The sequence below is a fragment of the Hydrogenophaga luteola genome (assembly GCF_042648585.1).
GTDB lineage: Bacteria > Pseudomonadota > Gammaproteobacteria > Burkholderiales > Burkholderiaceae_C > Hydrogenophaga > Hydrogenophaga luteola.
On the sequence record NZ_JBHRXX010000005.1, the window covers coordinates 744,711 to 759,955 of the forward strand.

9 protein-coding genes are annotated in these 15,245 nt (G+C 69.6%); 2 read left to right on the plus strand and 7 right to left on the minus strand.

The annotated features are described in order from the left end of the window. Window positions 1-34: 34 nt before the first annotated feature. Genes ACFOPI_RS13665 through dinG form a run of 3 tightly spaced genes read right to left on the minus strand, consistent with a single transcriptional unit; the run spans window position 35 to window position 5,424 of the window. Window positions 35-1,594 (minus strand): alginate O-acetyltransferase AlgX-related protein, encoded by a 1,560-nt coding sequence (locus tag ACFOPI_RS13665; protein WP_382174661.1) that lies wholly within the window; start codon window positions 1,592-1,594, stop codon window positions 35-37. Continuing rightward, the gene (locus tag ACFOPI_RS13670) at window positions 1,595-3,070 is read right to left on the minus strand and encodes an MBOAT family O-acyltransferase (protein WP_382174663.1); all 1,476 of its coding nucleotides are present in this window, start codon (window positions 3,068-3,070) and stop codon (window positions 1,595-1,597) included. 59 nt (window positions 3,071-3,129) lie between these two features. After that, window positions 3,130-5,424 carry an ATP-dependent DNA helicase DinG gene (dinG, locus tag ACFOPI_RS13675; RefSeq protein ID WP_382174665.1) on the minus strand — a complete coding sequence of 765 codons (2,295 nt, stop codon included), beginning with the start codon at window positions 5,422-5,424 and terminating at the stop codon, window positions 3,130-3,132. 121 nt (window positions 5,425-5,545) lie between these two features. On the opposite strand from dinG, the gene ACFOPI_RS13680 reads away from it, so the two are divergent. Beyond that, a complete protein-coding gene (locus tag ACFOPI_RS13680; protein WP_382174666.1) occupies window positions 5,546-6,640 on the plus strand; it encodes a calcium/sodium antiporter in 1,095 nt (364 codons plus the stop codon). Between the two features lie 4 nt (window positions 6,641-6,644). Continuing rightward, window positions 6,645-7,724: a patatin-like phospholipase family protein gene (locus ACFOPI_RS13685; protein WP_382174667.1), complete on the plus strand. Its 1,080-nt coding sequence runs from the start codon at window positions 6,645-6,647 to the stop codon at window positions 7,722-7,724. 15 nt (window positions 7,725-7,739) lie between these two features. Here the strand turns inward: ACFOPI_RS13685 and ACFOPI_RS13690 are convergent, their stop codons facing one another. The 4 genes from ACFOPI_RS13690 to ACFOPI_RS13705 all read right to left on the minus strand — a co-directional run bounded on the left by ACFOPI_RS13690 (window position 7,740) and on the right by ACFOPI_RS13705 (window position 15,204). Next, entirely contained in the window at window positions 7,740-9,812 is a 2,073-nt protein-coding gene (locus ACFOPI_RS13690) for an ATP-binding protein (RefSeq protein ID WP_382174668.1), read from the minus strand. Between the two features lie 127 nt (window positions 9,813-9,939). Beyond that, the gene (locus tag ACFOPI_RS13695) at window positions 9,940-12,027 is read right to left on the minus strand and encodes an ATP-binding protein (RefSeq protein WP_382174670.1); all 2,088 of its coding nucleotides are present in this window, start codon (window positions 12,025-12,027) and stop codon (window positions 9,940-9,942) included. Window positions 12,028-12,239: 212 nt separating this feature from the next. Continuing rightward, window positions 12,240-13,769 carry a BCCT family transporter gene (locus ACFOPI_RS13700; RefSeq protein WP_382174672.1) on the minus strand — a complete coding sequence of 510 codons (1,530 nt, stop codon included), beginning with the start codon at window positions 13,767-13,769 and terminating at the stop codon, window positions 12,240-12,242. A 382-nt stretch (window positions 13,770-14,151) separates the two neighbouring features. Then, window positions 14,152-15,204, minus strand: a complete 1,053-nt coding sequence (locus ACFOPI_RS13705; RefSeq protein WP_382174673.1) for a DMT family transporter — start codon at window positions 15,202-15,204, stop codon at window positions 14,152-14,154. Between the last annotated feature and the right edge of the window lie 41 nt (window positions 15,205-15,245).

Below are 15,245 nucleotides of genomic sequence, written 5' to 3' on the forward strand. Positions count from 1 at the left end.
CATCATACGGACATCGGTCTCGCAGGCCCAGCCATCACCGCGGCCGCTCGCCCGTCTCCGCTGCCGCGCTGGCCGACCGCAGCGCCAGTTCCTGCAGCCGGAACTCGCGGCAGTGCCCCTGCCCGCGCAGGTCCAGACGCAGCACCTGCATCTCCTCGGCCGGGCGACCATCGGCAGTGGTCAGCCTGTCGAGACTGCTTTGGGCCCCTACGTGCAGCCAACGCACACTCTGGTCGCGGTGGAAACGGGGCTGGTGCGCCCCTCGCCAGAACACCTGGACGGGCAGCGCGGCCGACCTGTCCTCGCAAATCAGGCGCAGCGACAGACCACCAGCACCCGCCACCGGTCGGGCCAGCCGAAAGGTCAGAGAGGCGACCCCCGATGTGGTGCGGAACCCGTCACCTTGGTGCTCCACACCACTCATCTCGAGCAGCTCCGCCTTGTGAAGGGAAGCATCGGGCTCACCGGTGGCCATGCCGGGCGGGTACTGCAGAACACTGGCAAAGGCAGGCGTAGCGAGTGCACGCTCGACAACGGTCACGATGAGCAGCTCGGGGCGGACCTCGTCAATCAGCCGGACCAGCTGGCCGCCGTGCTTGTGTACATCCCGCCAGTGCAGGGTCACCACCTGACCAAAGCTGCGGTGCATCAGGTCGTCCATGCCTTTTCCGAATGAATCGGTGAGCCAGAGCACACGCCGGGTGTTGAGCGCCTGGTCGTGGTGGGTTTCGACTGGAAATGTCGGGATCACCCGCGAATCCGCCACACGGGTCGGGTCCAGCTGGTCACTGCTCGCATACCGCCGGTGCACGCGCGTCCCCAGTTGTTCGGAAACCGCGAGCACTGGCTCGGTGTCGGTCAGCCAGGCACCCAGGCGCAAAGAGTCCGCCAGGTCGCCACCGGCTCGGGGTCGCAGCCTCAGCAGGCGGCGCTCATCCGCGGATGGCCACACCTCGTAGGGCAGATCGGCCCTGAGCGACCGCTCCAGTGCTGCAAAGGCATGGGACGCACCCAAGGGGTTCCAGTGGGTGTCGTGCCGATAGAACAGCGGACTTGGCGCCGTGGTCGCAGCTCGCCCCAGCACCTCGCGGGAATCGACGAACAGGTCCGTCCCGGTGTGGGCCAGCAGCGTGTCGGCAACGCCGGGCGCTGACGGCGGCAAGGCCCATTGCGGCAGGTGCCCCGGGTACACCGTCTCCTTGTCCGGCGCCACCAGGATGCGGAAGGCCTGGACCCCTCTGCTGCGCAGGTACGCGTCCCACCGGCGGGCACCCTCGCCATAGGACTGCCCCAGCCGGATGTCGCTGGCGCGGCCCGCGCGGCGGTGGGTGGTCAGGGACGCGCTCTGCTCGTCGCCCAGGTAAAGCCAGCCGTCGCGACCGACCACCACCTGATGGGGCGCGACACTGATGCCCACCCGGTACAGCACCGCGCTGGCGGCGCGCAGCAAGGGCTCCGACGAGAACCAGCGGTCGACGCTGCAACAAGCCGTTCCCGGCGGCGGCGTCACCAGCCACCCGTTGAGCAGCGGCAGCACCGCCAGGCCCAGCAACGTGGCCAGCAGCATGCGAAAGGATCGGCGCCGGGGCAGCATCTAGAAGTTGAAGTAGAGAAACACGGAACTGGTGCTCGCGAGAGTAGCGACCAGGGCCACGACCAGCACCAGGGTGCCCGCCACCCGCTTGGCACAGGTGACGTCGTTGGTGGCCCAGTGGATTGCGTTGGGGCGGGGCACGATGCTGAAGGCCAGCGCGATCATCAGGAGCGCCGGCAGGTGCGCGACGACCTGCGCAGGCATGGCGCGCAGCAGCACATCACCCAGCCAGCCCGACCAGGCCAGGGCCTCGGTGGGCACCTCCGTCAGCGGCACGGCGCGCAGAGAAGAGAAGTCCACCATGCCGCCGAGCACGCGCCGGGCGCTGTCCCAGTCCTTGGCACGGAAGAACACCCAGGCCACGTTGACGAACAGGAAGGTGAGGCCCCAAGCGAGCCAGCGCGGCATGCGCCAGCCCAGCCCACTCCAGAGCCGGTGCACCACCAGGGCCAAGCCGTGCAGCAGGCCCCAGATGACGAACATCCACGAAGCGCCGTGCCACAGGCCACCGAGCGCGAAGGTGATGACGAGGTTGAGGTGGGTCCTCCAGCGCCCGGCACGGTTGCCGCCCAGCGGGATGTAGAGGTGGTCGCGCAGGAAGTGGCTGAGCGTGATGTGCCAGCGGCGCCAGAAGTCCTGGATGCTGGTGGCGCGGTAGGGCGAGTTGAAGTTGATCGGCAGCCAGATATTGAACAGCAGGGCCACGCCCATGGCCATGTCGCAGTAGCCGCTGAAGTCGAAGTACAGCTGGAAGGTGTAGGACAGGCTGGCGACCCAGGCGCCGACCAGGTCCAGCGGCCCCGTGCCGTCAAAGCCAGCGTCGGCCCAGCCGGCGAACACGTCCGCAATGGCCACCTTCTTGAACAGCCCTAGCCCGAACAGCAGCAGACCCTTGACGAGGTTCGACTCGCGCGGCAGCCAGGTCCAGCGCGAATTGAACTGCGGCATGATCTGACTGTGCTGCACGATCGGCCCCGCGATCAGGTGCGGGAAGAAGGTCACGAACAGCGCGTAGTTCAACAGGTCGTAGTGCCCGGTTTCACCGCGGTGGCTGTCCACGAGATAGACGATCTGGGTGAAGGTGAAGAAGCTGATCGCCAGCGGTAGCACCACTGGGTCCATCTGCACCGGCACGCCCCAGAGCCAGGCCAGGTTCTCGGTGATGAAGTGGATGTACTTGTAGTAGGCCAGCGCCAGCAGGTTGAGGGCGATGCCCGCGATCAGCCAGCGGCGTTTGTGCCGCGGGTCAGCGTCCGCCGGCCAGCGCGCCAGGCGCCGGCCCAACAGGAAGTTCAGGCCGATGGACACCAGGATCAGCGGCAGGTAAACCCAGTTCCAGTAGGCGTAGAAGAACAGGCTGGCCAGCACCAGCCAGGCCTTGCCGAGCACCGTGCGGCGCGAGCGGTTGAGCTGGAAATACACCAGCAGCGTCACCGGCAGGAAAACGAAGATGAACGGCCAACTGCTGAAAACCACGGCGACAAACTTCCTTCAGGCCAGCGCGGCATGCGCGGGCTGTTTCACGGCGAAGGGGGTCAACGCGCCACCTCGGTCAGACGGTCGCCGTCGCGCCTTTGCAGCCGGTACGGCGGCAGACCCTTGAGCATGCGGCGGCCGTAGCTTTGGCGCAGCAGCCGTGCGTCGTAACAGACCACCACCGCTTCGTCGGTTTCGGTGCGCAGCGCGCGGCCGGTCCACTGCAGCAGGCGCGCGCCGGTCGCCGGCACCACCAGTTCGCTGAACGGGTCGCGACCCTGGGCCTTGAGCCAGTCGGCGCGCGCCTGGCCCACCGGGTCGCTGGGCGAGGCGAACGGCAGCTTGGTGATGAACACCCACTCGCAGAGTTCGCCCGGCAGGTCCAGCCCTTCGCCGAAGGACTGCAGCCCGAACAGGATCGAGGCACCACCGTCGGCCACGCGCTCTGCGTGGCGCTTGAGCAGTTGGGTGCGTGAGGACTCGCCCTGCACCAGCACCTTCTCGCGCAGCTCGCTGTGCAGGCCCCGCTCCAGCAGGTCCTGCGCACGCTTCATCAGCGCCTTGGAGGTGAACAGCACCAGCGCGCCGCGCTTCACGTGGCGCAGGTCGTCCATGAGCAGATCGAGCATCTCGCGCGAATAGCCTTCCACGTCCTTGGGGTCGTGCTGCGTCTGCACCACCACCAGGCGGCCCTGGGCCGCGTGGTCGAAGGGGCTCTGCACTTCGCGCGCGCGCACGTCGTCGTCGAACGCCAGGCCGCTTTCGTGCAGGAAGTGGTCGAAGCCGCCGCAGGTGACCAGCGAAGCCGAGGTGGCCACCGCGGCCCGCACCTTGCTCCACAGGTGGGCGCGCAGCAGGCCACCCGGGTTGAGCGGGCAGGCGTGGGCGCTGAGCGTGACCAGGCCGTTCTGGATGCCGGCTTCGAGCCACTTGGCCAACGGCGCCTGGCCTTCCACCGGGGCCTGCAGCCAGAGCTCGGCCGTGGCCGCCATGTGCTGCAGGCGCGGCGCAAAGGTGCCGATGCGGCTGTAGAGCTGGGCGCAGCGCGGCGCGTCGCCGGGGTCGTCGCGCGCCAGCACCTTCAGCTGCGCCGCGATCAGCTCGAACTCCTTGAGCAGGGCGCCGGCGCGGCTGGCGATATGCCCCACGGTTTCTGCCCAGTCGGCCGGCAGCACACCGCCTTCAAGCCGCTCAGTGGCGTTGGGCACGTTGAACTCGAAGCCCGCCCCGCCGTCGCGGCCGTTGCGCGGGCGCATGCCGCCCTGTTTGCCCGAGAGCGCCAGCCACTCGGGCGATTCGGCCAGGCGCGCCATCGCGCGCCGTGCCAGCTCGGCCTGCGCGGCCTTGAGCTCGCGCGCCAGCGTCGCCACGTCCACGCCCAGCGGGTGCGCAATCGCGCCGGCCACATCGGTCACGGCGCGCGGCAGCTTGTCCAGCCAGCCGCCGCGCATCAGGTCCATGCTTTCGGTGAACTGACCCTGGGCCACGGCCCCGAGGTGGTGGGCCTCGTCGAACACCAGGTAGCAGTCGGACGGGTCGGGCAGCGCGTGCAGACCCAGCGTCGAGAGCAGCAGGTCGTGGTTGACCACGATCACCTGCGACTGCGCCAGCTTCGCGCGCGAACGGTAGTAGCTGCAGCCGTTGTAGCTGGGGCAATGGCGCGCGGTGCAGGTGTGGCGCTCCGCGGCCACCGGCGTCCACACGTCGCCCTCGGGCGGTTCGGCCAGGCGGTCGCGGTCGCCGTCCCAGTCGCCGCTGTCGAGCATCTGGCCCCAGCGTTCGTAGATCCGGCCACGCTCGGCCCACACGCGCTCCAGCGCGTCGCCTTTGTCAGCGCTGGAAGGTTTGTCGTCGGGCTCGTCGCCGAACAGGTCCGACGTCGCCACGTCGCCGCCGGCCATCTGGTCGAGCTTGAGGCGGCAGACGTAGCGCCCGCGCCCCTTGGCCAGGGTGAACACGAAGGGCTGGGGCAGCACGGCCGCCAGCGCTGGCAGGTCCTTGGCGATCAGCTGCTCCTGCAGCGCCACGGTGGCGGTGGAGATCATCACGCGCTTGCCCTGCGCCAGCGCCAGCGGGATCACGGTGGATGCGTAGGCGGCCGACTTGCCCACCCCGGTGCCGGCCTGCACCACCGCGATGGCGCGCGGACCGGGCGGCGGCGGGTCTTCGCCTTTCTCGGGCTTGGCGGGCCAGTCGACCACGCTCAGCGTCTCGGCGATGTGCGCCGCCATCTCACGCTGGCCGGCGCGCACACGAAAGCCATCGAGCCGCGAGACCACGTGGTCAAAAGCACCCAGCGCCAGCGCTTCGCGCGCCAGCGGTCCGGAGGGTCGGTCGGTCGGTTCGTCGGTCAAGGGGATGGCGGCTGGAAAATGGCCCCCGATTGTCTCCGACCCTGCGGAGACCCCACGCCGGGGGCCTGCCCTCGGCCGTGGCACCATTCCGCCCGTAGCAACCACCCAAGGAGCGCGACCGATGTGGACACTGGGCATGTTTGTGGCGGGCCTCGTGGCCCTGATCGCCGGCGCTGAACTGCTGGTGCGCGGTTCGTCGAAGCTGGCGCTCTCGTTCGGCATCTCGCCCCTGGTGGTGGGACTGACCATCGTCGCCTTCGGCACCAGCGCCCCCGAAGTGGCGGTCTCGGTCGGCGCGGTGCTGGACGGCCGGACGGACCTGGCCATCGGCAACGTGGTGGGCAGCAACATCTTCAACGTGCTGCTCATCCTCGGCCTGTCGGCGGTGATCACGCCGCTGGTGGTCAACATCCAGCTGATCCGCCAGGAGGTGCCGATCATGCTGGGCATCTCGCTGCTGCTGCTGGTGCTGGTGCTCGACCGCTCGCTGGGTCCATGGGACGCCGTGATGCTGTGCGCGCTGATGGTGGCTTACACCGGGTTCCTGATCGTGCAGTCGCGCCGCGAAACGCAGGCGGCGGTCGACGAATACGCGGCCGAGGTGCAACCGGCGGCGCCGGGCAGCCGGGACAGCCGGCTGCCGGTGCAGCTGGCGCTGATGGCCGCCGGGCTGGGCCTGCTCGTGGCCGGTTCGCAGTGGCTGGTGGACGCGGCGGTGGTGTTCGCCCAGTCGCTGGGCGTGAGCGATGTGGTGATCGGTCTGACCATCGTGGCCGCCGGCACCTCGATGCCCGAGGTCGCCACCTCGGTGATGGCTGCGGTCAAGGGCGAGCGCGACATCGCGGTGGGCAACGTGGTCGGCAGCAACATCTTCAACATCCTCGGCTGCCTGGGCATCGCCGGCGTGGCCGCCGGCGCGACCGGGTTGGCCGTGCCCGAGTCGGTGATGAACTTCGACATCTGGGTCATGCTGGCGGTGGCCCTGGCCTGCGTGCCGGTGTTCATGACCGGTCGCGAGATCGCGCGCTGGGAGGGCTGTGTATTTCTGCTGTACTACGTGGCCTATGTCGCCTACCTCATCCTGGCCGCGCAGCAACACGCCGCGCTGGGCGCCTACTCGGCGGTGATGATGGGTTTTGTCGTGCCGCTGACGGTGATCACCCTGGTGGTGGCCCTGCTGGGCCGCAAGCCGGCCACCCCGTCCGCCGGACACTGACCCCATGGCCACCCGCCAGAACCGCGCCTCCGCGCCGCGACAGCGCATCGACCTCGCCCTGCAGGGCGGCGGCTCGCACGGCGCCTTCACCTGGGGCGTGCTCGACCGCCTGCTGGAAGAGGAGTGGCTGGAGATCGCCGGCGTCAGCGGCACCAGCGCGGGTGCGATGAACGCCGTCGCGCTGGCGGCCGGGCTGATGGAGGGCGGCCGCGTCGGCGCCCAGGCCGCGCTGCGCCGCTTCTGGATGAAGGTGGCCGACACCGCGCCCTTCTCCTCGCTGCACAACGGCCCGCTGGCGGCGATGTTCGGTCCGGACAATCCCTGGCTGCAGCCTTGGATCGCCCCCTGGCGCCAGGCGGCGCAGGCGCTGGGCAGCCAGTTCTCGCCCTACCAGCTCAACCCTCTGAACCTCAACCCGCTGCGCGACATCCTGAGGGACACGATCGACTTCGACCGCGTGCGCGGCTGCCACCGCACCCAGCTGTTCATCGCCGCCACCCATGTCGCCACCGGCGAGCTGCGGGTGTTCGACCAGGACGAACTCACCGCCGACATGGTGCTCGCTTCAGCCTGCCTGCCGCTGCTGTTCCAGGCGGTGGAGATCGGCGGCGAGGCGTACTGGGACGGCGGCTACGCCGGCAACCCGACCCTGATGCCACTGATCAGCGAGACCGACGCCGACGACCTGCTGCTGGTGCCGATCAACCCGAGCCGGCGCGACGAGGTGCCGACGCAGGCCAGCGACATCCTGGACCGCGCCAACGAGGTCACCTTCAACGCCAGCCTGCTCAAGGAGCTGCGCACCATCGCGCTGATCAAGGAGCTGATCGACGACGCCGGCCGGCCCGACGCCTGCTACCAGCGACCGCTGTTCCGCCGCATCGACAACCTGCGCCTGCACCGGCTGGACGCCGACGCCGAGCTCTCGCGCTTCGGAGCGTCGAGCAAACTGCAGACCGGCCGCGGCTTCCTGCTGGAGCTGCACCGCATCGGCCGCCAGGCCGCGCACGACTGGCTGCTCGCACACGCGCAGGACATCGGCCGCCGCTCGACCAGCCCGCTGCCGCCGACCCACACCGGCTGAGGCCGGCGGGGCGCGTCAGCGCTGGTTCGGCGCCGAGTCCAGGAACTGCCGCACCGGCTCCAGCGGCAGGCTGAAACAGAACGTCGCGCCCTGGCCAACCACCCCTTCGCCGCGCACGCTGCCGCCGTGGCGCTGCAGGATGCGCTGCACGCTGGCCAGCCCCACACCCGTGCCCTCGAACTCGTCGAGCCGGTGCAGCCGCTTGAAGGGCTGGAACAGCTGGTCGGCGTAGGTCATGTCGAAGCCCGCACCGTTGTCGCGCACGCAGAAGTTCACCATACCCTCGGCCTCGCCCAGGCCGAAGAACTCGATGTGGGCCGCCTCGGTGCGGCCGGTGTATTTCCAGGCGTTACCCAGCAGGTTCTGCATCACCACCGTCATGAGGCCTGGGTCGGCCTGCGCCGACAGGCCATCGGCGATCTCCCAGCGCACCTGGCGCGCGGGATCGGTCTGCTGAAGGTCCCGGACCACAGACCGCGCCAGCTCGGAGAGGTTGATGTGCTGCGTGCGCAGCTCGGCCCGGCTCTGCTGCGCCATCGACAGCATGTCGTTGATCAGCAAGCCCATGCGGCGCGCGCTGCTCTGGATGCGCTGGAGCGAGTCCAGCCCGTCGTCGCTGAGCTTGTCCGCGTCGCTCTCCTGCAGCAGGGTCGCAAAGCCGTGGATGCTGCGCAGCGGCGTGCGCAGGTCGTGCGAGACCGAGTAGGTGAAAGACTCCAGGTCGCGGTTGAGCATGGTCAGCTCGCGTGTGCGCGACTTCACCCGCCGGTCCAGCTCGGTGTTGAGCTGCTCCAGCGCCCGCTGGGCTTCGTGCAGCTCGGTGATGTCCTGCATGGTGCCGCTGTAGATCTTTTCTTTGGCGATCGGATCGGTCTGCGCCAGCACGCGCACCCAGCGCAGGCTGCCGTCGGCGAGCACGATGCGGTGCACATGGTCGACTTCGGTGTGCGAGGCGCGCGCCAGGGCAATGGCCGCCTCCAGCGGCTCGCGGTCGTCCGGGTGCACGTGCTGCCAGTAGCCCTCGAAGCTGGGCCGGAACGTCGCCGGGTCCCGGCCGAAGATGCGGCAGATCTCCTGCGACCAGGTCGTCGCCCCGCTGTTCGGGTCGTAGGTCCAGTGCCCCACCCGTGCCAGGCGCTGTGCCTCTTCCATCTGCTGGCGGTTCACCCGCGCCGCTTCCTGCTGGCGCTCCAGCTTGTGCAGCAGCCAGCTAATCCAGGCCCCCACCGCCAGCAGCGCCAGCGACAGCAGCGTCGTCAGCAGCAGGGCCTGCCGGCGCGTGCCCTCCAGCGGCGCGAGCACCGAGGCATGCGACAGGCCGACCACCACCACCACGCCGCTGTCGGCCAGGCGCTGCCAGCCGAACAGGCGCGGCACGCCGTCGACCGCACCGCTCACCCGGAAGGTGCCCCTGCTGGACACGGGGTCCAGCAGGTAGGGACGGTCCGCCGGCAGCTTCTGGCCCATGGCCGCGGCGTTGTCCAGGCTGCGTGCCAGGAATGCGCCACCCGGGTGCACCAGGCCCACCAGGTCGTTGTCCGACAGCGCCAGGCGGCCCAGCAGCAGGGCCAGATGCTCGGACGACACGTTGAAGTGCACCGCACCCGCGAACACCCCGTCTCGGAACATGGGCCGCCCCACCACGATCAGCCACTCGCCGGTGAACCGCGAACGCACCGGCTCCCCCACCACCAGCCGGTCCTCACCCAGGCGCAGGGCCTTGAAATGCGGCCGGTCGCCGACAAAGGTCCCCGGCGCCGCGCCCAGGCTGTTGTAGACCACAGTGCCCCCGGCATCGATGACCGACAGGTGGGACACGAGGCCCTTGGGAAGTGTGGCGACCACCTGCTGCTCCACCTCGTTGAACGCCTCGCGCGACTTCGGCCAGGCCGTCCGCAGGCCCCGGAGCCCCAGGTCCAGCACCGCGAGGCTGGCCTCCATCTGCCCAGCCATGGCATCGGCCAGCTGCTGGCTGCGCAACTCTGCGCGCTGCAACACCTGGTCGCGCAGCTGGTTCTGCAACCGAAGGCTCAGCCCCCAGAGCAGCAGCACGGCCAGCGCTGTGAACAGCGCCACGGCAGTGACCATGGATCGCAGGCGAGAAATCAAGACACCCCCTGTTGCATCCGCGGGTGACAACCAATCCCCTGCTCTGGCGGCGGAGGAGGTTGTCGGACATGTATCGATTTGTACCCTGTTTTGGGTCGCTCCGGGGCTACCAGGTCGTCACGAGCGCGGGGGCAGGCGCCTTGGGCAGCGAGAAATAGAACGCCGCCCCCTGCCCCACCGCCCCCTCGCCGCGCACCTGCCCGCCGTGGCGGCGGATCACCCGGCTGACGGTGGCCAGGCCCACGCCCGAGCCCTCGAACTCGTGGTGCGCGTGCAGGCGCTTGAACGGCTGGAACAGCTGGGCCGCGTAGGTCATGTCAAAACCCGCGCCGTTGTCGCGCACGCAGAATGTCACCAGGCCGTCGGCGCTGTGTTCGCGGGTCAGGCTGATGCGCGGCTGCGGCGTCTGCCCGGTGTACTTCCAGGCGTTGCCCAGCAGGTTCTGCAGCACCACCCGCATCAGGCCCGGATCGGCCATGGCCAGCAGGCCCGGCTGGATGTCCCAGTCCACCTCGCGTCCGGGTTCCGAGCGGTGCAACTCGGCCGCCAGCTGCAGCGCCATTTCGCTCAGGTCCACCAGTGCCAGGTCCATCTTCGCGCGGCCAAGGTGCGCCAGCGACAGCAGGTCGGTGATGAGCTGGCCCATGCGGCGCGAACCGTCCTGGATGCGGCGCAGGTGCCGGCGGCCGGCGTCGGACAGCCGCTCCGACTCTTCCTCTTCCAGCACGCAGGCAAAGCCGTGGATGCTGCGCAGCGGCGTGCGCAGGTCGTGCGAGACGCTGTAGGCGAAGGCCTCCAGCTCGCGGTTGGCCTGGGCCAGCTCGCTGGTGCGCCGGCTCACGCGCGACTCCAGCTCCTCGTTGAGCTGCTGCAGCGCCAGCTGCGCCTCGCGCACCTCGGTGACGTCCAGCACCGTGCCCATGCTGCGCACCGGACGGTCGTCTTCGTATTCGGTGGCACCGCGCTCGCGCACGTACTTGATGCGCCCGCCGGGCAGCAGCAGCCGGTGCACCACGTTGTATGTCCGGCGGTCGCGGATCGAACCATCGAAGGCCTGTTGCACCATGGCCCGGTCTTCCGGGTGCACCCACTCCAGGAAGCGTTCGAACGAGGGCGCCACCATGACCGGATCGACCTCGAAGATACGGTACACCTCGTCGGACCAGTGCAGCTTGCCGGTGGCCAGGTCGCATTCCCAGCTGCCCAGGCCCGCCAGCTGCTGCGCTTCCTTCAGCCCGGCCTCGCTGCGCGCCAGCGCGCGCTGGCTGCGCGCCATGCGCTGCTGGTCGCGCACGATCACGCCGCCAAAGCCCAGCAGCAACAGGGACAGAACCCCGGTGACCACCAGGTTGCGCCACATGGCCGGCGCCAGCGGCGCCAGCACCGAGTGGTCGGCCAGGCCGACCGACACCACCAGCCTCGAATCCGTCAGGCGGTGCCAGCCGTAGGTGCGCGGCGCGTGGTCCAGCACATCGTCGACCCGGTAGGTGCCGTGCATCAGCGTTGGCTGTGCGCGGTAGGGCCGGTCGGCCGGCACCAGCTTGCCCACCGACGCCTCGTTGGCCTCACTGCGCGCCAGGTAGTGGCCGTCCGCGTGCACCAGCGACACCACGTCCTGGTCCGACAGCTGCAGCCTGCCCAGCTCGCGCGCGACGTAGGCCGACTCCACCACCATGTAGACCACACCGTCGAAGCGACCCTGCCGAAACATCGGCCGGTCCACCGCAAACACCCAGCGACTGGTCAGGCGCGACTGCACCGTTGCCGACACCCGCAGCATGTCGGGGCCGCTGCTCGCCACTTTGAAGCTGTCGCGGTCGCCCACATAGCCCCCGGTCTCCAGCCCCAGGCTGTTGTAGACCAGATAACCGCGGGCGTCGGCCACCGACACGTGCGAGACCAGTCCCGGCGGCAGGCTGGCCAGAGCGTCCTTGGTCAGCACGTCGAAACGCTCCTGCGGTTCGCGCACCCAGTGGTCGCGCAGCGTCCTGAGCGTGACGTCCATCGTGTTCAGGTGCGCCTGCACCTGCCCGGCCATCGCATCGGCCACCTGAAGGCTGCGCTGCTCGGCCTGCAGCAGCACCTGCTCGCGCAGCTGGCTCTGGGAGCGCAGGGCCTGCCACCACAGCACCCCGGCCGCCACCACGGTGAACAACGCGATCAGCAGCGCAAAGGAACGGGTGAGCGCCTTCAAGGCGACACCCTCACGCCACAACCCTGGCGCCCCAAAGGGGGCGCTGTTGCAATGCAGCAATCCACAACGACGGTCTCTCTATATATGTATGCCCACAACCCGGCGGCTGGAGCACGGGGCGATTCTGGCGGGTGGACCTTACAAACAGCCATAAACCGGACCCCACCACCCGTTCATTTCGTCACGGAGCGCCACAAGTTGAGGGGCCGTCATCAGGGCGAGGCCGCGCGGTCCACCATGTCGCGCATGCGGCGGCGCATCGCGCGGTCGCGCCGCTGTTCTTCGTTCCAGTCCTCGTGCACGCCGCGCCACAGCGCCAGCGCCATCAGAAGAATCACCACCGCGAACGGCAGCGCAAACACGATGGTCGCCGTCTGCACCGCCTTCACGCCGCCGGCCAGCAGCAGGCTGATGGCAATGCCCGAAACCAGCAGACCCCAGACGATCTTCACCCGTGCGCCCGGGTTGTCCTGCCCCCCGGTGCTCATCATGCCCAGCACCAGCGTGGCCGAGTCGCCCGAGGTCACGAAAAACACCAGCACCAGCACAGTGGCCACGCCGCTCATCAGGTCCCCCAGGGGCAGGTGGTCGAACATGGCGAACAGGCCGGTGGACACGTCGGCGCTCACCGCTTCGGCAATGGGCAGGCCCCGCAGAATTTCCAGGTGCAGCGCCGTGCCGCCAAACACGGAGAACCAAACGAATGCCGCCAGCGTGGGCGCCAGCACCGTGCCCAGCACGAACTCGCGAATGGTGCGTCCGCGCGAGACCCGGGCAATGAACAGGCCCACAAACGGCGACCAGCTCACCCACCAGGCCCAGTAGAAGACGGTCCAGCCGCCCACCCAGCCGCTGTCGCGGAATGGCGTCATGCGCAGGCTCATGCGCACGAACTCGCTGAGGTAGCTGCCCAGGGTGTTGGTGAAGGTGTCGATGATCGCCACCGTCGGCCCCAGGACGAACACCGCCAGCGCCAGCACGCCCGCCACGACCAGGTTGAAGGTCGAGAGCCACTTGATGCCCCTGCTCACCCCGGTCACGGCCGAGGTCAGGAACAGCACCGTCGTGACCACGATGATGACCACCTGCGCGGTGCTGTTCACCGGCACCCCCATCACCGCCGCCAGGCCGCTGTTGATCTGCAGCGCCCCCATGCCCAGCGAGGCCGCCACGCCAAAGGCCGTGGCGATCACCGCCAACACGTTCACCACCGGCCCCAGCTTCTTCATCGGCGCCCAGGGCAGCGCTTCCACCGCGGTGCTCACCAGCGCCGAGCCGCCGCGGCGGAACTGGAAGAACGCGATGGCCAGCGCCACGATGCTGTACACCGCCCAGGGGTGCAGCCCCCAGTGGAAGAAGCTGTACCGCATCGCCGCATTGGCCGCCTCGGGCGTCTGGGCCGCAATGCCGGGTGGCGGCGCTCCGTAGTGCGAAATCGGCTCGGCCACGCCCCAGAACACCAGGCCGATGCCCATGCCCGCGGCGAACAGCATGGCGAACCAGGCGCCGATGGAAAACTCGGGGTCGTCGTCCTCGCCGCCGAGCTTGAGGTCGCCATAGCGGCTGACCGCCAGGATCAGCGCCATCACCACCAGGCCCAGCACCACCCAGAGGTAGAACCAGCCGAAGTTGCGCGTGATGCCCGCCAGCGCGGTGTCGAACACCCCGCCCAGCGACGCGGGCGCCAACACGCCCCACAGAACAATGGCCAGGATCAGACCGGCCGACACGATGAGTTGCATGAGATTTCTCCTCCGGGCAAAGGGCCTCCCCGCCGGCAGCGACACATGAAAACGGCACGGCACCACTCAGGTGCGAACCTGGGCGGTGCGGGTACCGGCGCAGCCGGGGAGTCAAGCCAGAAGACGGCGGCGATCCGGCCCGATGTGACGGTGTCGCCCGGCACGCAGGGCCCATGCAGGGCGCTTCGGTGCGGTGGCAGCGGCATTGCAGCACGCTGAGCCGGGGCTGTCAGCAAGAGCCGGCACCGCCAGCGCAGGTGGATGCGCCGGTCGTGCCGTCATAAACGAAGGCGGTATTGTGACCGGTTGAGCTTCAGCGCGTGAGCCCGCGCTCACATACCTGAGCGACTGGCGCGGACATGCGGCGTGTGTCCTTGCCCGCTCAGTGGCTGTGCCGGTGGTGCAGGTCGGGCGCGTGCGGGTGCGCGTGGCGCAGCGGCGCATGGTGGTGTGGGTGGCTGTGCGCGCCGTCAGGCATCACGTCGTGGGTGTGGTGGTGGTGCCCGTCGTCGTGGGTGTGGGCGTGTTCGTGGTCCATCGCCTCGTGCTCGTGGGCATGGCCGTGGTCCTCGGCCAGGTGCACCAGCACCCCCGCCACCATCAGTGCCCCACCCACCAGCAGCAGCACGCTGGCCGAACGCCCGCCCAGCGCGAACGCGCCGACGGCACCGATGAAGGGCGCGAACGCGAACACCGAGCCGGTGCGGGCAGCGCCGAAGTGGCGCTGCGCCAGCAGGTAGAAGCGCAGGCTCAGGCCGTAGCCGGTGGCGCCCACGGCGAGCAGTGCCGCCGCCGCGGTCCACCCCGGCAGAGGTTCGCCCCAGGTCAGCGCCAGCGCCGTGGTGACGCTGGCGCCCAGCGCGGCCTTGGCCAGCACCACCTGCCCCGGGTCGCGGTCGGCGATGCCGCGCGAGAGCGTGTTGTCCAAGCCCCAGGCGACCGTGGCCACAGCCACCGCCAGCAGCCCCAGCAACTGCACCTGGCCCGTGAGGCCCTGGTCGATCACCAGCAGCGCGCCGCCGGCCAGCAGCAAGGCCACCGCCGACTTCACCCGCCCGTCCAGCACCTCGCCGTACCAGCGCCAGGCCAGCACCGCCGTGAACACCGCTTCCAGCGTCAGAAGCAACGAGGCACTGGCACCACTGGTGCGCTGCAGCCCCCAGGCCAGCGCCACTGGCCCGAGCACCGCGCCCGCCGCCACCATGGCCAGCAGGCGCGGCGCATCGCTGCGGCGCAGGGGCGCCTCCACCTGGGCACCCCGCCGCTGCAGCAGCGCCACCAGCGCCGCGCCCGCGTACAGCAGGGCAGCTGTGGAAAACGGCCCCAGCCCCAGACCGAAGCGCTGCACCAGCGGCGTGCTCAGCCCGAACAGGGCCGCGGCCAGCAGGGCCAGCAGGCCGCCGCGCAGCACGGGGGAGGTCGGTGCAGAGGTCACGCGCCGCAGTGTATCGGCGCCCCACCGGGCCCAGACGATGC

Bases quoted from the DNA above. Each gene is read 5' to 3' on its own strand.
- ACFOPI_RS13700 (WP_382174672.1), bottom strand. From the start codon at position 13,769: ATGCAACTCATCGTGTCGGCCGGTCTGATCCTGGCCATTGTTCTGTGG.
- ACFOPI_RS13665 (WP_382174661.1), bottom strand. From the start codon at position 1,594: ATGCTGCCCCGGCGCCGATCCTTTCGCATGCTGCTGGCCACGTTGCTG.
- ACFOPI_RS13690 (WP_382174668.1), bottom strand. From the start codon at position 9,812: ATGGTCACTGCCGTGGCGCTGTTCACAGCGCTGGCCGTGCTGCTGCTC.
- ACFOPI_RS13680 (WP_382174666.1), top strand. From the start codon at position 5,546: ATGTGGACACTGGGCATGTTTGTGGCGGGCCTCGTGGCCCTGATCGCC.
- ACFOPI_RS13685 (WP_382174667.1), top strand. From the start codon at position 6,645: ATGGCCACCCGCCAGAACCGCGCCTCCGCGCCGCGACAGCGCATCGAC.